The 19,798-nt window shown below is 37.7% G+C and carries 17 protein-coding genes; all 17 read left to right on the forward strand.

Features of this window, described 5'->3' with window-relative positions; genetic code table 11:
* Nucleotides 1–396 precede the first annotated feature (396 nt).
* The 17 genes from ASJ81_RS12975 (at nucleotide 397) to ASJ81_RS13055 (ending at nucleotide 19,726) form a co-directional block, all read left to right on the forward strand.
* The gene (locus tag ASJ81_RS12975; protein ID WP_095644789.1) at nucleotides 397–1,002 is read left to right on the forward strand and encodes an alpha/beta fold hydrolase; all 606 of its coding nucleotides are present in this window, start codon (nucleotides 397–399) and stop codon (nucleotides 1,000–1,002) included.
* Nucleotides 1,003–1,806: 804 nt separating this feature from the next.
* Nucleotides 1,807–2,385: a GNAT family N-acetyltransferase gene (locus ASJ81_RS12980; RefSeq protein WP_095644790.1), complete on the forward strand. Its 579-nt coding sequence runs from the start codon at nucleotides 1,807–1,809 to the stop codon at nucleotides 2,383–2,385.
* A gap of 1,191 nt (nucleotides 2,386–3,576) precedes the next feature.
* A complete protein-coding gene (locus tag ASJ81_RS12990) occupies nucleotides 3,577–4,203 on the forward strand; it encodes a hypothetical protein (RefSeq protein ID WP_095644792.1) in 627 nt (208 codons plus the stop codon).
* 38 nt (nucleotides 4,204–4,241) lie between these two features.
* The gene (locus ASJ81_RS12995; RefSeq protein ID WP_095644793.1) at nucleotides 4,242–5,411 is read left to right on the forward strand and encodes a M24 family metallopeptidase; all 1,170 of its coding nucleotides are present in this window, start codon (nucleotides 4,242–4,244) and stop codon (nucleotides 5,409–5,411) included.
* A 341-nt stretch (nucleotides 5,412–5,752) separates the two neighbouring features.
* Nucleotides 5,753–6,643, forward strand: a complete 891-nt coding sequence (gene map / locus ASJ81_RS13000) for a type II methionyl aminopeptidase (RefSeq protein WP_095644794.1) — start codon at nucleotides 5,753–5,755, stop codon at nucleotides 6,641–6,643.
* Nucleotides 6,644–6,965: 322 nt separating this feature from the next.
* Nucleotides 6,966–7,790 carry a hypothetical protein gene (locus ASJ81_RS13005; RefSeq protein ID WP_245860129.1) on the forward strand — a complete coding sequence of 275 codons (825 nt, stop codon included), beginning with the start codon at nucleotides 6,966–6,968 and terminating at the stop codon, nucleotides 7,788–7,790.
* A gap of 16 nt (nucleotides 7,791–7,806) precedes the next feature.
* Nucleotides 7,807–8,094, forward strand: a complete 288-nt coding sequence (locus tag ASJ81_RS13010) for a YunC family protein (RefSeq protein ID WP_095644796.1) — start codon at nucleotides 7,807–7,809, stop codon at nucleotides 8,092–8,094.
* Nucleotides 8,095–8,525: 431 nt separating this feature from the next.
* Entirely contained in the window at nucleotides 8,526–10,052 is a 1,527-nt protein-coding gene (locus ASJ81_RS13015) for a type I restriction-modification system subunit M (protein ID WP_095644797.1), read from the forward strand.
* A complete protein-coding gene (locus ASJ81_RS13020) occupies nucleotides 10,049–11,398 on the forward strand; it encodes a restriction endonuclease subunit S (protein WP_095644798.1) in 1,350 nt (449 codons plus the stop codon). Before ASJ81_RS13015 ends, ASJ81_RS13020 begins: the two co-directional genes overlap by 4 nt.
* Complete coding sequence (locus ASJ81_RS13025) at nucleotides 11,367–11,939, forward strand: DUF6155 family protein (RefSeq protein ID WP_095644799.1); 573 nt, start codon at nucleotides 11,367–11,369, stop codon at nucleotides 11,937–11,939. The genes ASJ81_RS13020 and ASJ81_RS13025 overlap by 32 nt, the downstream gene beginning before the upstream one ends.
* A gap of 25 nt (nucleotides 11,940–11,964) precedes the next feature.
* Nucleotides 11,965–12,120, forward strand: a complete 156-nt coding sequence (locus ASJ81_RS22840; RefSeq protein WP_170943307.1) for a hypothetical protein — start codon at nucleotides 11,965–11,967, stop codon at nucleotides 12,118–12,120.
* 34 nt (nucleotides 12,121–12,154) lie between these two features.
* Nucleotides 12,155–12,361 carry a hypothetical protein gene (locus ASJ81_RS13030; protein WP_048108381.1) on the forward strand — a complete coding sequence of 69 codons (207 nt, stop codon included), beginning with the start codon at nucleotides 12,155–12,157 and terminating at the stop codon, nucleotides 12,359–12,361.
* Nucleotides 12,358–12,630: a type II toxin-antitoxin system mRNA interferase toxin, RelE/StbE family gene (locus ASJ81_RS13035; RefSeq protein ID WP_095644800.1), complete on the forward strand. Its 273-nt coding sequence runs from the start codon at nucleotides 12,358–12,360 to the stop codon at nucleotides 12,628–12,630. The genes ASJ81_RS13030 and ASJ81_RS13035 overlap by 4 nt, the downstream gene beginning before the upstream one ends.
* A 74-nt stretch (nucleotides 12,631–12,704) precedes the next feature.
* A complete protein-coding gene (locus ASJ81_RS13040; protein ID WP_095644801.1) occupies nucleotides 12,705–13,304 on the forward strand; it encodes a hypothetical protein in 600 nt (199 codons plus the stop codon).
* A 262-nt stretch (nucleotides 13,305–13,566) separates the two neighbouring features.
* Nucleotides 13,567–16,773 (forward strand): type I restriction endonuclease subunit R, encoded by a 3,207-nt coding sequence (locus tag ASJ81_RS13045; RefSeq protein WP_095644802.1) that lies wholly within the window; start codon nucleotides 13,567–13,569, stop codon nucleotides 16,771–16,773.
* 220 nt (nucleotides 16,774–16,993) lie between these two features.
* Nucleotides 16,994–18,061 (forward strand): TRM11 family SAM-dependent methyltransferase, encoded by a 1,068-nt coding sequence (locus tag ASJ81_RS13050; protein WP_095644803.1) that lies wholly within the window; start codon nucleotides 16,994–16,996, stop codon nucleotides 18,059–18,061.
* A 405-nt stretch (nucleotides 18,062–18,466) separates the two neighbouring features.
* Nucleotides 18,467–19,726, forward strand: coding sequence for a hypothetical protein (locus tag ASJ81_RS13055; RefSeq protein ID WP_095644804.1), 1,260 nt, complete (start codon nucleotides 18,467–18,469; stop codon nucleotides 19,724–19,726).
* Nucleotides 19,727–19,798 lie beyond the last annotated feature (72 nt).

Consider the following 19,798-nt stretch of genomic DNA (forward strand, 5'->3'; position numbering starts at 1 on the left):
ATATAGGTTTCGAATGACCTCATTTATACAAAATGAAAAATTAGCGAAGTACTGAAGTTATATCTTTATCGTCCCTAAGCTATTTTTGATACAATTAATTTAAAGTGATTTATAATAATATTACAGATTGAACGGGAAAGCGCAATGCTGCTAATTTGCTGTAAATTCTAAATCAAACCTTTGTTTACAGCAAGCAATTTGGTTCTATCGATGTGAATTTTTCTATCAAATAACTTCTTGAGATTTGTAATTATACTGAACTTCTGTTACCACTGTCTTTTTTGTTATCGTGTGATTCTGAGAACTCTATTTGGACAACGCCCGCCCTATGTATTGCTTTAGCAATTATTGAGTTTATTCACGGATATTATAATTAGAAAAGAAGAAGGAAAAAATATGATAGCTGAAAAAATCAGTGAAACAACAAAAAGACATTTTCCAATGGAATTAGGGATCAATGAAAAGTGTGCCAATCTCGATGACGTTTTCATTCACTACGCCGAAATCGGAAAAGGTGACCCTATAATTTTTATTCATGGTACAGGTTTAGACTGTCGAATGTGGGAAGATCAGTTAATGTACTTTAGTAAAAAATATCATACTGTTGCATACGATATGCGAGGATTCGGGCTCTCAGGTCGGTTAAATGGAGGGAAATATTCTACATCATCTGATTTAAATAAACTAATGGATTTGTTGCAAATTAATTCATCTAATGTAGTGGCTCATTCAAGAGGTGGACGTACTGCCATCACTTTCGCACTTGAGCACCCTGAGAAAGTAAAATCACTGGTACTTGGGGGAGCGGGTATAAATGGACTTCCTTTATCTAATGAGTTTAAAGAAATCAAATATGAGGTCACCTTAATTGCCCAGAAGTTGGAAATTGATAATGCAAAAAGGGTTTGGATTAATTCTGCTCTGTTTGCTTCTGCATTAAAAAACGAGGTTGTAATGAAGAAACTAAGAGAAATGCTTAATGACTACGAACCTTGGCATTGATTAAATCAAGACACGGAAGTTCGAATTAAGCCAGAAGCGATTGAGCGACTAGAAGATATTGCGGTTCCTACACTGGTTATCTTAGGAACTTTAGATATACCTTATATCCAAAATACTGCAAATATTCTTGCTGAAAGGATTCCAAATGCTCAGCTTGAGATAATAAAAGATGCTGGACATATGAATAATATGGAACAACCACAGTTATTCAATTCATTGGTCTCAAAATTCCTAAATTCATTGCTAACTTATAGTAAATAATTTAGGACTTACGCAGTCTAAGGCTTTACACATGTTTTTTAATAATGAGCCTGTCCCAAAACCAATATAATGCCAGAATAGGAGTTATAATATTGGCGGTAATAGTAGATTAGATAATGTTTTGGGATAGGCTCAATATTTATAATCTCTCTATAAATTTAATTTGTATCCTGGTTTACTTAAATACTCCATTATTCCCACTCTTTGAATTTTCATTTTACTTTCAAACCAGAACATCTAATTTCTGAACCTTTGGGCAGCGTAACGACTTTTCTGTAAATTTGCTTTGTAGTTTATCCGAAGGTTTCATAATATAACCTATAGATATTCTAAAAGTTTTAAATTTCTGTTCTATCCTGAAATGATTTCGCTTATTGGTTCTGTGTAGTTGACGGGGTTTACCCTCTAAATAAATATCGCTTGATGCTGGAAATATTCCCCAGGCCCCATAGACCACACAGTACCTATTGAAAGAAATATTTTAATATTATACGTAAATGATTCAACCGAGTAAGTCCTAAATTGTTAGGAGGGATAAAAGAGATGAATAAACAGTTAGAAGATAAAGTCCAACTTTTACTTGCAAATGAAGAGGATTTAGCATTATTTCAAAAGGAATTACAGGAAGCTTTCATGAATGCGCTAATCGAAAATTTAGGTGATGCAGAAGCTGGTCCTATTCCATCAGATGAAGATATTCAGCAGTCTTTTCATGCGCCTGAAACAGTCATTTACCATATTTCACTGAACGGTGAAAAGGTGGGAGGCGTAGTATTAAAAATTAACAACAAAACACATCGCAATCAGGTCGATTTATTCTATATTTCGTCAAAAACGCACAATCGTGGAATTGGTTCGGCAGCGTGGCAGGCAATTGAGGCGCAGTATCCAGAAACAAAAGTATGGGAGCTCTTTACACCTTATTTTGAAAAACGTAACATTCATTTTTATGTGAATAAATGCGGATTTCACATAGTTGAGTTTTATAATAAGTTTAACCCTGATCCACATCAGCCTCGTGTAAACGAGCATCAAAACAATTCGAGACCATTAGAAGAATACGAATTTTTTAGATTTGAAAAAGTGATGAAAATGGAAACTCGAAAGAAAATTGAAAACTAAAAGAAATATGCAGATTCTTTTAATAATATGGGTGATAATTTTTGCAATACAACCCTATTAGTTCCTTTTAGAATATAATCTGGGAAAATGTTGTACGAATAATTTGAAATAAATTTATTCTACAGTTTTTATTTTCACTAATGCGTGAGCTTTACGTTAAAACCTGCGTATTTTCCCAGTTTTAGCCTCAATTTTAGCTCAAAATCAGGGTGAAAACGGCAAAAATACACAGGTTTTGTTTAAATCTATGTATCAACAGAATAATTACCAGAATCTCCACCAGGGCTTAGTCGATATCGGTAACTGAGTCATGAAATTATATCTTCGTCATATTCCTAAATGACATAATGATAAATTTATAGTAGGATCTTGAGATAGAACATAAAAGGAGTACTTTTTGTACTTCCTTTCGTTCGATTTATTTCAAGTTATGAGCTTGTCGTTTCTGAATCTATACCACACTTTCTTCAGATAATCTGCAGTATTCATCGTCTGTGAGATTTCCGACTTTCTTGCCTCATCCATTCTATACTTTCTTCATATAGTCTGTGATATTCGTCGCCTGTGGAGCTTCTGTCTTTCTTCAAGAAGATTTGGATAACACTTAACAAAACCTGAAGTATTATCCTCCATAAAAAAATAAAAAAAATTATGTTTCCAAGATAAAGTATCTCTTCCATCATTTTCTTAATGCTTCCTTTTTTCTCACATAGCCTGTATCTTACTTACAAAATGGATAAATAAAAAAGATATAGATCTCCCGCGTATAACAGTAGAGTTTATTAGCTTCGCCTTGTATTCTTGTGAGTTTTCTTTTGCCTTAACAAATATGCTATAGACCTATCTGAGTTTATATAATTTCTCATACTCTACGAACACTGGGCAAAGTAAACGCAACAGATACAAAAATGGCCATTGGTCATCGGTTAAGGAAAAATCGTTATCAATTGCATTGATTTTCATAAAATTTATTAAATTATTCATCAAATGCAAAACTGGAATCTGATATCGATTTCAATTTAAACACTAAACATTTGGGTTTGAGTTTTTCCGTCGAAATCGAGATCAGCAGCTCAAAATCCTTAACCGAATACAAATGCAAAAATGGCAGAATTAACTCATGACATAATTAGTTCCTGAGAAAGAAGCATAATTAGTTCCTGAGAAAGAAAGTAGATTGGAAGAAGCAAGATGGAAATTGAAGCTGCCGTATCTGATGATTCCAGAAAAGAGTTGGATAGCATACAGGAAAAATTGGAAGATACAAGAGAAAAAATGGAGCTTGAGGCTCTTGCTTTTATTGAAGCTACCAAAAAATTCACCTCCGAATGGATTAAAAGAGAAATTGAAATATCAGTTAACTCTCCAGAAAACGCAGCTTTTCCTGAAAACTTAAGACTTCATAACAAAAATCCAGAAAAATCAAACTTAGACCTGAAAGAGCTGTCCCTCAAAATTTCAGGTATTGTAGAGACTCATCTTAACCACGGCGATTACTGGATTCATAAAAATGCACTATTTCAGCCGGATAGTTCAAGGGACTACATTGAATATAAAAAAGAGAAAATTCTAAAGGAGCTGACATTAAGCGTTCGAAGAATCCTTGGCTGTGCTACCGAAATTTTCTGGGAAGAAGGGGAACCCGAGAATAAAGCCTGGGTAAAAGAGATGGGAAAAAGAAAGTATGTATGCTTTCTCAGGTTTTCGGATGAAATGAAAACCTCTCTTAACCACTATTTTGAGCTGCTTGAAGAGCTTCTAATTTTGAACCATAAAATAAAAGAAGAAATTTTGCGGATGGAAAGACAGAAGGCCTGACAATAAGACCTTTATGCACAAAGCCAGAATTACCTTGCATGACAGAACCAGAGTTCAGCATAAATAAGGCCCTTGAAGAAGCAGGAACAGATGCCTATCTTATGATAGGAAACCTTCATAATTCCGATATATATTATGTAACTCGCTTCCTGGCTTCCGACGATTTCGCATATCTGCAAACAGCAGCCGGAGAAGAGATACTTTTTATTTCGGATATGGAAAAAGGTAGAGCTGAAATCGAGTCAAGAGTTTCGACAATAAGGACATTGCAGGACCTGGGCTACAGGGAGAAGATGAAGGAAAAGAAAGATCCGTCTATAGCCTATGCAGCCTGCATATCCGAGCTGCTTGCAGGAGAAGGAATTAAGAAGATCTCAGTGCCTTACGATTTCCCGGTATTCGAATCAAATTATCTCACTGAAGCAGGTTTTTCCGTAGTCCCGATAAAAAGCCCGTTCAGAAAAATCAGGAGCTCGAAAAGACCGGAAGAGCTTGAAGCTATAAAATATGCCCAGATGGCCGGAGAAAAGGCTATGGAAGCCGCTATAGCCTTGATATCAGAAGCTGAAGAAATGGATGGCTTTCTCTATCATGCAGGGGAGGTACTGACAGGAGCTAAAGTGCTTTCGGTTATAGATCATACCCTTCTTGATTATGGATGCGAAGCCGAAGAGACAATCGTTTCATGCGGCAAGGATACGGCAAACCCCCATGGGACTACGGAGGGCCCACTGAGGGCAAATGTCCCAATTATCCTGGATATTTTCCCGAGAAGCAAAACGAAACGCTATTTTGCGGACATGACGCGAACAGTCCTGCATGGGAAAGCTTCGGAAGAGCTCAAAAAAATGTACGAAACCGTACTTGGAGCCCAGAAAAAAGGCTTTGAAATGGTCAAGCCAGGAGTAAAGACATCCGATGTGCATAATGCTGTCTGCGACTTCTTCGAAGCGCATGGCTATGACACCTACCGAAGTGGCGCAAAGGTAGGTTTTATTCACTCAACAGGACATGGAGTAGGGCTCGATGTACATGAACTCCCGGGAGTTGGAGAAAACGGGGTTCCACTTGAGGTAGGCAATGTAATCACTCTCGAACCTGGACTATACTACCCTGAGATCGGAGGAATACGAATCGAAGATATGGTCCTGGTCACGGAAAAAGGATGTCAGAACTTTACAAGGTTGGAAAAGAGATTTGTAGTATAACAGATTTACAATTGAAAGGATTTATTATACTTTTATATTTCAATAACAATATTTAACCTGCTCAAATAGGATATACTCCGTTAAAAGGAAAAGTTCTCCTCTGAAATTGAAAAAGTATTTGTTAAAATCAAGAATATCCGTCTGAACTGAAAAGCATCTGTTCAAAAGAATCTGTTCAAAAGAATCTGTTCAAAAGAATCTGTTCAAGTCAATTAGAAATTCATATAAGGAACACACTCAGGACAACTGTCAGAGTTCCAGTATTTATATAAAATTACAATAAGAACATTCACAAGAAATAACAGCATTCACAAAAAATAACAACATTCACAAGGGGTAACATGACCGATAATGTGCATAATAAGCAAGAGATCCTTGAGAAATACAGGGAAGCAGGCAGGATTCTGAAAATTGTCAGGGCTGAAGCCGTGGAAATGGTCAGAGTAGGAAACGCTCTGCTGCAAGTTGCGGAATTTGTTGAAAACCGAACTATAGAGCTTGGAGGCAAACCTGCTTTTCCATGCAATATTTCAAGAAATCAAGAGGCTGCACATGCAACCCCTAAGATAGGAGATACTGACGTTTTTGGAAAAGATATGGTTAAGCTGGATCTCGGGGTCCATGTGGATGGATACATTGCAGATTCGGCTGTGACTGTTGACTTATCAGGAAATTCTGACATCACGAAAGCTGCCGAAGAGGCTCTTGCCGCAGCCATTGACCTTGCAAAGCCGGGAATTTCTACCGGGGAATTAGGAGCTGCAATCGAGAGTAGCATTCGCAGCTACGGACTGAACCCGATAATGAACCTGACAGGTCACGGGCTTTCCCAGTACGAAGCTCACGATGATCCCTCTGTTCCTAACCGGCATATAGAAGGAGGAGTAATTCTGAAAGAAGGAGATGTGCTCGCAATCGAGCCCTTTGCAACGGATGGAGTTGGTGCTGTCCATGACGGAAACTGGGCCGAGATATACAGCCTTATGAGGAAAAAACCTGTCCGTCTACCTGCAGTCCGAAATGTCCTGAAACAGGTTGAAGAGTACAGGGAGTTGCCTTTTGCAAAGCGCTGGCTTGAGTCCGACAAATTGGATTTCGTATTACTTCAGCTTGAAAAAGCAGGAATTCTTCACTCCTATCCTGTACTTCTTGAAAGTGCAGGAGGACTTGTAGCCCAGGCAGAACACACCATAATAGTAACCCAGGACGGCTGCGAGATCACAACAAAGTGAGACCCGAAAGAGAAAGAGAAAATGAAATTAAAAATAAAGAGAAAACTAAATAGAGAATAAATAAAGATAACTTGGAAACAAATCGAAAATATATTAAGAGAAGTCAAGATAAATTAAGATAAATAGGAAATAAACTAAGATAGATAGAAAATAAATTAAGACAAATCGAAAATAGTTTAAGAAAAGTTGAAATAAATCGAATGAATCGAAATGAATCGAAATAAATCGAAAGCGAACTGAAAATGAACCGGTAATAAAGAAGAAAAAGAATATAAAAGGTTATCAAAGAGCCAGAAAGCGAAAAAAATATGAGTTGAGCACCTTGAAAGTATACAATCTTTTTTTAACCGGTTTTCTGTTAATAACCCTTTTTATGCCTGCCTTTCTGGCAGAACCCTGTATTGCTGCTTTTGTACCAAGCAATAACATAACAGTGGAAAGGGATGGAATGGCCTGGGGATATCAAGAACAAGTTACAGGTAATGACTCTGTTATTTTCAGGAGTTTCATAGACATGGAAGCAGGAGACAGTGATAAATTTGTTAATGCATGGGAAATCCTGAAAGCGGAAAATATTCTTAGAGACCAAATGAAAGAATCTATAAAAACGAAACCTGATGTAAAACTTAATGGCACTTCGGAGTTCGTTAATTTAACAGATATTGACTTCTTAGTCTCAGAAGATGCTCTGGGCAAAATTGGAAAAGAATCACTAATTAAGAATTTTGCGCTTGTAAGCTATACTTTCGAGAAAGGGATGGATCGGGACACGAATATCTGGTTTATGGGCACTCCGAACTCAAATGTCACAATCAATCTGCCTGCAGGCTTTGATGTCGAAAGGACAGAAGGGCTGAATAACGAAAGTAAGGAATCCGAGAACAACTATACAGTGCTTAAAGGCAGTTTCGGCCCGGAAAAAAATATAACTCTCTGGATTTCTGAAAATGAAAGCTATAAAGCCGAGATGCAGGAAAGAGAAAGAAGCATTGAACAAAATACAGAAAACAAAACAAGTGAAACCATAAATAAAACCGAAATTGTTGAAAAGACCGGAAAAGCAGTAGAAGCCAGGAAAAACCCTGAATTTATCAAAAACTTCTATACATGGTTTTGTCAGAAAATCCAAAAAGTTAATCTGGTTTAAAGCTGTTCTGAAAATTATGCTTATTGAACAGATTCAGCTTGAAAATGGGTGTGCTCTTGGCCTCCGCTTTGAGATGCAAAAGTACCCTCTTCTGGTTATAAGGGCAGAGAAAGGCTTCCTTGTGTGCGGATACCTGAACGTAAGTGCTGCAGAGACACTTGGAGACACGGCAGCGAAGGTGAAAGGCGTACAGAGTTTTGAAGACATGCTCAAAGCCCAGGTCGTTGAAGTTACCCGGTTCGCCAGGGAACTTGGGGTTGAAACCGGAATGACTGGCAGGGAAGCTCTGGAAAGGATGTTTTGAAGGAAAAACGACTGCCTTTAATCGATAAATAAATAAATAAGGCAAAGTCTCAATGTTTACTGATTTCGCATTTCAAACACGATCTTGAAGTAAATAGTTACACTTTTTTTTGGCTTTAAAATCTTAACTTTGCCTTAGTTACATTTAATGATGAACAGACATCTGAGAGTTTATATCTAGTCACAACGACAGAATTAAACGATTTTTGACCTTGAAACATCAATGCACATTCGTTTCAGAGCTATGGTTTTGTCACAGGTTCAAAAACAGGTTTTTTAAGTTGAAATCTTGTTTTCTGCTACTATTAAATGAAAAATAGCCAGAGTAAAACATACAACTTTTTTAAAATATATCGAGCTGCTAAGTTTGGCAACTTAGATATGTAAACAAAGCGATGAAAAGCAGAAACAAATTCAAAAGAAGATGTGAAAATGGCAGGTAATAATAACGAAACTGAAAACAGGTTATGGGACGTAGCAAATGAACTTCGGGCTAATTCCGGCTTGAAAGCCTCGGAATATTCCGTACCCGTACTCGGACTAATTTTTTTAAGGTACGCCGAATTTAAATTCGCCAGGGCAGAAGAAGAATTAAAACCGGAGCTGGAAAACAACTTATCCAGCCGCAGGAGGAAAAAAGAAATCTCAAAAGTTGATTTTCAGGCAAAAGGAGTACTCTACCTTCCGGAAAAAGCCAGATATTCTTATCTGCTAAACCTGCCAGAAAGCGAAAACACAGGGAAAGCCGTAAATGACGCAATGGAAGCAATTGAAGCCGAAAATCCTGAACTGGCCGATACTCTGCCAAAAAACTACACATCTTTTGAAAATGACCTGCTTGTCGCCCTTTTAAAAGCCTTTAAACTGCCCCCGGAAATCAAAGGCGACGCTTTCGGTAAAATCTACGAATACTTCCTCGGTAAATTCGCAATGGCCGAAGGCCAGAAAGGAGGAGAATTCTTCACACCTACATCCCTTGTCAGGCTGATTGTGGAAATCATCGAGCCCTACCACGGAAGAATCCTTGACCCTGCCTGCGGGTCAGGTGGCATGTTCGTCCAGAGTGCCCATTTTGTGGAAAACCAACACCGAGAAGCCAGTTCCGAAATTTCAATCTACGGCCAGGAAAAAGTAGCCGACACCGTCAGACTCTGCAAAATGAACCTGGCAGTCCACGGCCTTTCAGGTGACATTAAAGAAGGCAACACCTATTACGAAGATATTCACAACTCAGTAGGTACATTTGATTTCGTGATGGCAAACCCGCCCTTCAACGTGAAAAAAGTCGATTTTGAAAAAGTCAAAGGCGACAAAAGAGTCCCTCTCGGGACTCCTTCGACTGATAACGCAAATTACCTCTGGATTCAGCACTTCTGGTCATCCCTTAATGAAAAAGGCAGGGCCGGTTTTGTTATGGCAAATTCCGCATCGGATGCCAGGGGCACAGAAGCCGAAATCCGCAAGCAGCTCATAGAAAGCAACGCTATTGATGTTATAATATTGATAAGCAGCAAGTTTTTCTACACTGTTACTTTGGCATGTACTTTGTGGTTCTTAGATAAAAATAAATTAAACACAGAAAGAAAAAATAGAATTTTGTTTATTGACGCAAGAGAAATTTATACACAGGTTGATCGAGCTCACAGAGAATTTACTTTAGAACAAATCGAGCAGATTGCAGATGTAGTAAGAAGTTACCGAAAAGAAAGTGGAAGTAAACCATATGAGGATATTAAAGGGTTCTGTAAAGTGGCCACTTTTGAAGAAATAAGAAAACAGAATTATTCCTTAAATGCTGGCAGATATGTTGGTATTAATAAAAATAATGAAGAGGACTTTAATTTTGTTGAGAGACTTGAAGAACTAAAAGAAGAAATCGAGTCACTAAATAAAGAATCAAAAGAACTTGAGGATTTAATATCTGAAAACTTAGAAGCTTTAATAGAGGGATACCAATGAAATTGGATACTCCCAAAAATAAAGAAAACAATTTAGAATATACAGTGAATTGGAAAACTAAATCTATTAAATCGCTCTGTCTAAAGGTAACAAGTGGAGGTACTCCATCACGTAAGAACCCTTCTTTTTATGAAGAAGGTACAATACCTTGGTTAAAAACAAAAGAACTTAAAGATTGGTATATTGATGACTCTGAAGAAAAAATAACTTTAGAAGCTCTAAATAACTCTTCTGCTAAAATATTTCCTCAAAATACAGTTTTAATGGCTATGTATGGAGATGGAAAAACAATCACAAGTCTAGGAATTCTTCGTAATGAGGCAGCAACTAATCAGGCTTGTTGTGCGCTTATCACTAACTCAGAAGTTTGTGATCATCTGTTTCTGTTTTATTCGTTAAAATTTCATCGACAAGATTTCATAAGTATGGCATCTGGTGGTTCTCAACGAAATTTAAATGGGCAATTAATTAGCAACTTCACAATAAAAGTACCTCCTCTTGAAACCCAACAAAAAATCGCCTCCATCCTTTCCAACTACGATGATCTCATCGAAAACAACACCCGAAGAATAGAAATCCTTGAACGGATGGCAAAACTGGTTTACGAAGAATGGTTCGTTAAGTTCAGGTTTCCGGGGCATGAAAAAGTAAAAATCATCGATGGAGTTCCAGATGGGTGGAAAATTAAGAAAATAGGGAATATTTTTACAGTAGTTTTGGGCGGTACTCCCTCTCGAAAGAAAGAAGATTATTGGAATGGAAATATTCCATGGATAAATTCGGGGAAAGTCAATGAGTTACGTATAATTAATGAAAGTGAAGGCATTACAGAGCTTGGACTGAAAAAATCAGCTACAAAAATGATGCCTGTTAGAACAACCGTCTTAGCGATAACAGGAGTGACTCTTGGCCAAATAAGTTTGACAGAAATTGAAGTCTGTGCTAATCAGTCAGTTGTTGGAATCTATGATGAAAAAAGAATTTATTCTGAATATATTTTCTTGAAAATAAAAGAAATTATCAATGAAGTTATTTTAAAAGCTGGAGGTGGAGCACAACAACATATAAATAAAGAAATTATAAATGAGACTGAAGTTATAATACCTCCGGAAAACGTGGTTGAAGAATTCAACTCATTTATAATGTCAATTTTCAATCAAATTTCTATTTTGCTTTTTAAAAATCAAAATCTTCGCAAAACCCGCGACCTTCTTCTCCCAAAACTCATTTCAGGAGAAATCGATATTTCGGATCTTGATATTCGCATAAAAAATGAGTATCAGGAGAATAAGTTTAATTTTGGGGAGCCACAAGATGAAAAAGGATTCAGAGTTAAAATGGTCTGACCTGAAAAAGTCACTTCAGAAATCAGACAAGAAAGAGCTCCTAAACGTTATTCAGGAGCTTTATAAGTATTCTGAAGATAATCGAAGGTATTTACTTGTCAGGTTTATTGACAAAAAAGAGATTAATAAAGTTATGGAAGAGTACAGAGAGATAGTTGTAAATGAATTTTTCCCGAAAAAGGGTTATGGGGAGCTTCGATATTTTGTTGCGGAAAATGCAATTAAGGAATATTCGGAAGCATCCGGGGATTTTGTAGGGAAAATGGAGTTGATGCTTACTTATGTGGAAAATGGAGTGAAATATACAAACGAATATGGGGACATAGATGAAGAGTTCTACGATAAAATTTATGATATGCTTGACCAGTTTTGCGCTTTGTTGAAAACACCTGAAGGGAAGTCGTTTTATCCATATTTCAGGGAAAGGCTTCTTAAAATCCGTGATGATTCGGATGAAATAGCCTGGGGGTTTGGGGACGCAATTGATATTCTCATTACGAAGATTGAGAATTTCTTTGAAGAAGTGCAGAAGGATTCGTGAAACAAAGAAACTCTAGCGGATTTTTGTGGAAAAAAGCGTAAAATGGGTAGAAATTGAGGAAAACCTGCAGAAGACTGAGAACAAAGTTTCTCCGGCTGAATTCGAAAAATATACGGAACCGGAAGAAGTAACACCATGTAGAGCCTTCATAACCACTTATAATCTCCATAGCCACTTATAAATATCATCCAGACGCAAAATATCAATGTGGGAATATGACCGAAACAGAGTTACTAAAGAAAATTTCAGATGACCTGGATTTCCTCAAAGCAAAAGTTCTCGAAATCGAAAAAAGCCTTGAGTTAATTGACAGTGAGCTTCACCCTGTAAGAGAAGAATACCTTGAGAGACTGGACGAGATCAAAAAAGAAGGGACTATTTCGGGAAGCGAATTTGAAAAGAAATTCGGGGTAAAGCTTTGAAATATTCCTATGAACTCAGCAGGCACCTTTCAAGAGACCTGGAAAAACTTCAGAAAAAAGACAAAGAGCTTTTTGAGACCCTGCTGAACAAAATGAGAGAAATCCTTGACGATCCTCATCGTTTTAAACCATTAAGGCATGATATGAAAGGTTTGAGACGAGTGCATATTGATAAGTCATTTGTTCTTATTTTTGAGATTATTGAACCTGAAAATAAAGTTATATTCTGGGACTTTGCGCATCACGACGACGTTTATAGAACATCCTGAAACTGAGAAAATCGCCTCATGCTCATTGATGTATTTTAAAAAAAGAAGCAATTCGGATGAATTCTGGTAAAACCATGACAGAAGAAGCAACTTTAAAATGGTCTGAATTGAAGAAATCATTGCAAGAAGCAGACCAGACAGAACTTATCAACCTGCTGCATGATTTGTACAAAAATTCCGTTGACAATCGCAGGTTCATCACTGCCAGATACGCAAAAAAGGAAGATGAGAGTAAAATCATTGAGGCATATAGAAAAAAGGTCATAAATGTTTACTATCATCCACGCGGAGCAGCTAGTCAGCCTCGCTATTCTGTGGCAAAAAAAGCTATTAACGACTATTTTGAAGCTTCTGGAGATATTAAGGGGACAATGGATCTGGCCCTTACCCTTGTGGAAAACGTGATGAAATATATCCACGAGTTTTCAGGCATTGACGAAGCATCTCGCGTTGGTGGATCTGACATGATGAAAAAATTTTGTGAACTGGCCAGGACTGAAGAAGGGCAAAAATTTTACCCATACTTCAGAGAGAGGCTTCATAAACTATACATGGATTCGGAAGATAGTCCTTACGGGATTGGAGACAATTTACAGTATTATATTTCTAATCTGGTTGATGATATCTCTGATCCTGATGACGACTTTTTTGAAGAAGATTCACAGGGCAACTGAGAATCAGTTCTTCTCTTTTTTGGTTCTTGTTTAAGCTTCATTCTTCAATTTTCATTTTTAGATTTTATACTTTTTAGATTTTATACTTTTTAGATTTTATACTTTTTAGATTTTATACTTTTAGATTTGAGATACCTCAAATCAATATCATTTAAATAAGAGAGAAATCTAAAAGATAATAACAAACTTGAATATATTTTTCGATATATACTCTTCAGGATAGAACCCGATCAGACCTGTACTGGAATAAAAAGATGATAAGATGCAAAAAATGGCTCTCGAAGACCAGATAACAATTGCAGAAGAAGATTCTGAAATCGATTCCGATTACAGTGAAGGTACCCTTGTAGAAAAATCCGCAATCCTGGAATTCGAAAAATTGGGTTATACTTTCTTAAACTGCTTCAATGAAAAAGTCGGACTGGACGGAAAAGGACCGCTGGGCAGAAAAACAAAATCCGAAGTATTGCTTTTCGGGAAACTGAGAGAGGCAATTAAAAAACTCAATCCTGAAATTTGCCCTGAAGCTGAAGATTCAGCAATTCGGGAACTGGCAAAAGACAGGAGCAGGCTTAGCTCTGTAAAGGCAAATCAGGAAGTTTACTCATTAATCAAAAACGGGGTCAAGGTCAAAGTCAGGAACGATAAAGGGGAAATTGAAGACCGGACAGTAAAAATTATCGATTTTGACAATCCTGAAAATAACGACTTCTTTTTAGCTTCCCAGTTCAGGATTATGGGAGAAATTGAATCAAGGCGAACCGACCTTCTGGGATTTGTGAACGGAATTCCTTTAATCTTTTTTGAGCTAAAAGCTACTGCCAGAAGGGTCAAAGAAGCTTTTGACGACAACCTTACAGATTATAAAGAAACAATTCCACATCTTTTCTGGTACAATGCATTTATAATCCTCTCCAACGGCAGAGAATCAAAGATCGGGACCATTACAAGCAATTTTGATCATTTTGGAGAATGGAAAAGAGTTGGAAATGAAAACGAAACCGGAAGTACCCTGCTGGATACAATGATAAGGGGAACCTGCGAAAAGAGCCGCTTTCTTGATATTCTGGAAAACTTCACGCTTTTCTCAAGCATCGAAGGGCGCCCTGTAAAAATTACTGCCAAAAATCACCAGTATCTTGGGGTTAATAATGCCATAGAGTCCTTCAAAAGACGCAACGAGAATGAAGGAAAAATCGGGGTCTTCTGGCATACCCAGGGTTCGGGAAAAAGTTATTCCATGATATTTTTTGCACAAAAAATCCTTCGAAAGTTTCCAGGCAATTATACTTTCGTGGTCGTAACCGATAGAGAAGAACTGGATAAGCAAATCCACGAGAACTTCCAGAACGCAGGCGTGGTAAGCGAAATTGAAGTTCGGGCCAAAAGTAGGGGACATCTCAAGCAACTGCTAACTGAAGACCACAGGCTGGTTTTCACATTGATCCACAAATTCGGGACAAATAAAGGAGTGAAACATCCTATTCTTTCGGACAGAGATGACATTATAGTAATTGCAGACGAAGCTCACAGGACTCAGTATGAAACTCTGGCACAGAACATGAGAGATGCTTTGCCGAATGCGAGTTTCATAGGTTTTACAGGTACGCCTTTAATGGCTGGTGAAGAAAAGACAAAAGACACATTCGGGGACTACGTAAGCATCTATAACTTCATACAATCGATAGAAGATGGGGCAACCGTTCCTCTCTATTATGAAAATCGCGTGCCTGAAGTTCAGTTGCATAATGAGAGCCTCAATGATGATATTTACAGAGAAATCGAAAAAGCCGGCCTGAATGATGAAGAAGAGTCCAAACTTGCTACTGAGTTTGCAAAAGAATACCAGATCATCGTAAGGGAAGATCGCCTGGAAACAATTGCAGAAGATGTTGTAAAGCATTATACGACACGTGGTTACACCGGAAAAGCCCTTGTCGTATCCATTGATAAGCTTACAACGGTCAGGATGTACGATAAAGTCCAGAAATACTGGAAAATGAATATTAACGAACTCAAAGAAAAGAGAAAAGAAATAACTGAAGGCGAGAAAGCTATCGATCTGGAAAAACAGACCTCTGAACTTGAAAACACGGATATGGCAGTCGTTATTAGCGAAGGGCAAAACGAGGTAAATAAATTTAAGGAAAACGGACTGGACATAAGGCCACACAGGAAAAGAATGGATGCGGAAGATCTGGAGAAAATCTTCAAAGACTCAAAGAGTAAGCTCAAAATTGTTTTCGTGTGCAGTAAATGGAGAGAAGGCTTTGATGTTCCCTCGCTTTCCACGATTTACCTTGACAGGCCCATGAAGGACCACAGCCTCATGCAAACGATTGCCAGGGCAAACAGGGTCTTTGGAGATAAACCCGGAGGCTTCATTGTCGATTATTTTGGTATTTTCAGAAATCTTGAACAGGCCCTTAAGATTTATGCAACGCCCAGATCCGGTGGAATTGAAATCCCAATCAAGCCAAAAGAGAAACTTGTGGAAGCTCTTGAACAGAAGCTCAAAGAAATAGATAAGCTCCTTTTCGGCCTTTCAGTAAATTCTGACAAAATCATCAAGACAAAATCGGGTTTTGATAAAATCGGTCTCTTGAAAGGTGCAACTGATGCTATTCTCAAAAACGAGTCAACAAAAACGAAATTTTTAACCGAAGCCGGAACTGCTCTAAAAATATACAAATCCATACTTCCCCACAAACGGGCCTCTGAATTTTTTCCACAGGTAACTCTTTACGAAGAACTGATAAACGAAATCCGTTCTCTCGATCCTGAAGTTGATATCTCAAGAGTAAGGGATGGTATACAGCAAGTCCTCGATAAATCTATCAAATCCAGAGAATATATCATTAAGGAATCAAAGAAGGGCAGAACAATTGCTCTTAGAGACATCGACTTTGATGCTCTGGCAGATAGATTCGATGAGCAGTATAAGAACACTGAGTTTGAATGGCTGAAAAATCTTCTCTTTTACAAGCTGGAAGAAATGATTAAAATAAATAACAGTCGCCTTGACTACCAGAAGAGTTTTGAAAAACTGATCGAAACTTATAATTCAGGTTCTGATAGCGAAGGCCATCCCTACAAAGAATTGATCGAATTTGCTAAAAAGCTGAAAAAAGAAGATGAGAGAGCAATAATGGAAAATTTAACTGAAGAAGAACTTTCTCTCTTTGACAAGCTAAAAAAACCTGATCTAACTGAAAAAGAGAAAAGCCAGGTAAAGAAAGTTGCAAGAGAACTGCTTTCCAAACTAAAAGCTGAGAAACTGGTTCTTGACTGGCGAAAAAAACAACAGGCAATGGCCGCAGTTAAAAAAGAAATTGAAGATGAGCTTGATAAAGGGCTGCCCGAATCATATAATCCCAAAACATATGAAGAGAAATGTGATATAGTCTTCCAGCACATTTATGATTCTTATATCGGTGACAGCCATAGCATTTATGAGGCAATAGCCTAAAAATGAATTGTGAAAGAGTTAATGATCAACAATTCTAAAACTTATTTCTCAATTATTCTCTGTTCTAAAATCCGATAAAAAATAACAGCTACCACCAATCTCATCAGTTACTTTTAATAACTATTTTCGCGTTTCACACACGGATTTTTATATTAGTTCCTTACTGTTATGGTACGAATCTTATTTCGAATTATATTTATCAACCTATTTCCGATCACCAATGTTATACGCTTTTGAACTTTCTGGAGAACATGAAGAACTGCCCGTTGCCGAAGTATTTGCCTGTCTCAGAATCGAGGGACTTGATTTTCGGCCCCATACTATTGTTGACCAGTGCCTTGTGGTAGAGATAACTGGTAAAGAAGAGGATGTGGAAAAAATCCTTAGAGGCCCGATAACTGACAGGCTGGCAATGACCCACCATATCCTGAAAGTTGTTGGGATTTCCGAAAATACTCCGGATGCAATCCTGAAACTTGCAGAAGCCTTTGATCCATCAGGCTACATCAGGGAAGGACAAAGTTTTGTGGTCAGAGCAAAACGAATCAAACACAGTGTGGATTTTCCTGGCGAGTTTCTGGAACAGAAAGTAGGAGGATACATTTACAGGAAAGGCTTTCGGGCAAACCTGAAAAACCCGGACGTGGAATTCAGAGTGATCCTGAGTGAAAAAGCTGTGTTCGGAACTCTCCTGTCCTCTATCGACAGAAGTGCATATGAAGCCAGAAACCCCCAGAATAAACCTTTTTTCCATCCTGGTGTCCTTATGCCAAGAGTCGCACGCGCCCTCGCAAACCTGTCAGGAATAAAGCCTGGAGAACTTTTTATGGATCCCTTTTGCGGCACTGCAGGAATTCTTGTTGAAGCCGGGCTTATGGGAGCAAGGGTTATAGGAATCGATGCCCAGGAAAAACTTGCTAAGGGTGCCCTAATGAACCTTGAAGCCTTTAAACTGGACTATGCCCTGATGGAAGGAGACGCTTGCAGGGTTCCGTTAAAGGAAGAAACAATAAACGCAGTAGTTACTGACCCGCCCTATGGTAGATCGGCTGCAATTCTCGGGGGGTCCCTGGAAGAACTTTACTCCTGTGCTCTTAGTGAGATCGAGCGTGTTCTTAAGCCAGGAGGCATCGCAGTTGTAGTTTCGGATAAAGCTGCAGCGGAATATGGAGAAAAAGCAGGGCTTAAGGTTCTTAATATCTACTCCCAGAGAGTGCATAGAAGCCTTACCCGGACAATAACTGTTTTTCAAAAAGAACTGAAGAACGAAAATGTAAAGCAGGAATGAAGAATCAAACCTGCGTTCAGCAGGTAACTTGTAACCTGTTTTTTGCAATATATTTTATTGATCGTGTTTTTGCTGGAAAACATTATCCATGACGTTAAAAACACATACGTTAAATGCACATCATCCATGACTTTAAAAGCACATACGTTAAATGCACATCATCCATGACTTTAAAAGCACATACATTAAAAGCACATACATTAAAAGCACATTATCTATGACGCGAAATAATATTGCAGGCGGCATCTTTGTCTGTTAACAGGGGAAAGTTGCAAAAACTGAAGAAAGTTATAAAAACTGAAAAAAGTTATAAAAACAGGGAAAAATTACAAAACTGGTAATCTTTTCTACCTGCAAGTTGTATAAAGATTACAAGGAAGTAATTGATCTGCAAAGAGTGATCCTATGGCATTGCCCCCGTTAAAAGACCGAAGCCGTGGATATGAATTTGCGGCAAGCGAATACAATCTTATTTTTAAAATGGAAAATACGGGTTATGTCCGATACAAAGATAAAAGGAAAGGAACCTTCTATCTTGATCCCTCACCTTATTATAATGACCCTAGAAGCCAGATTTACGCGGTAAAAAGCGGGGAATTTCCACCAAAGGACAAATTAATAGAAGTTACTGTGACGGAAACCGAAACATTTTATGAGCTTAAAGGGCAGGAAATTGATCCGGTTTTAGTTAAATACGTAATTGGCTGGAAATACATAAATCCGAATAAAATTCGGAGTAAAGACTTAGCAAGTACTGAAGAGTTTTTGGAGTTTTTATCAACTCCTGTGAAAAACCCCAACTTTTATAATATTGAGGATTTTCGGTACTGTTTGGGTATGTGTGCAATCTCAGCCCCTCAAATAACAGACCTTGAGAAAGGCGGAATAAACACCGTAGCCCTGGATACACACCGGGATAGGCAGAAATGGGCTGCATTTAAGCGAATATTAAGAATTGTCCCGTTAGAATTTCGGCAGCCTTCTTCCAAGAATTTCTATAAGTTTCTTGAAAACGGTGAGGAAACTTATCCTCTTAACAGCCGTGAAGTTAATTTATCTTATTTTGATGTAACCGATGTGCCTATTCACCTTCCGATTCCTTTGAACATGGCATTTAAAACGCATGGAGAATATAAAAAGAATTTTGAAGAATACCTGCCTGTAGCAAGGGCATACATGATTAGTTCTCTACTTTTCCAGCCATATGTTCCTGAAAAAGTAGAAAAAAGAATGGAAGATGCAATGTACTTTATTCTGGATGAAATATCTTCAAGTGAAGATATTCCATATTATCAGGATATCGGATCGGTTATTCCGAAATTAGCCACTTCTTTTGCCAGACTTAATTTTAAGTCCTGGGTAACACTTAATGATTTGAAAACAAGTACAGGACTCTGGTCAGATGTAATGGAAGGGTCAAGACATAACGTAAGTGAACTTAATAAAATATCAACAGACTATCTGTATAGATTGCCTCCTGAAGCAGAAGTCCTGCTTAAAGAAATAACAGAACTGGATGATGCAGGAATGCCTCTTTTATTAAGTACTGTCAAGAGTAATACAAAGCTGTTTGATTTTACTTTTGATAATGCTTTAAGGAAACTAAAGGTAAACGGGTTTATATATTTCCCGAGCGGCGAAAAAATAGGACTTATTCATTACTAATTTTTTTTACTCTTTTCTTTTATACTCTTTTCTTTTCTTTTCTTTTCTTTTCTTTTATACTCTTTTCTTTTA

Origin of the sequence: Methanosarcina spelaei (assembly GCF_002287235.1) — an archaeon.
Lineage (GTDB): Archaea > Halobacteriota > Methanosarcinia > Methanosarcinales > Methanosarcinaceae > Methanosarcina > Methanosarcina spelaei.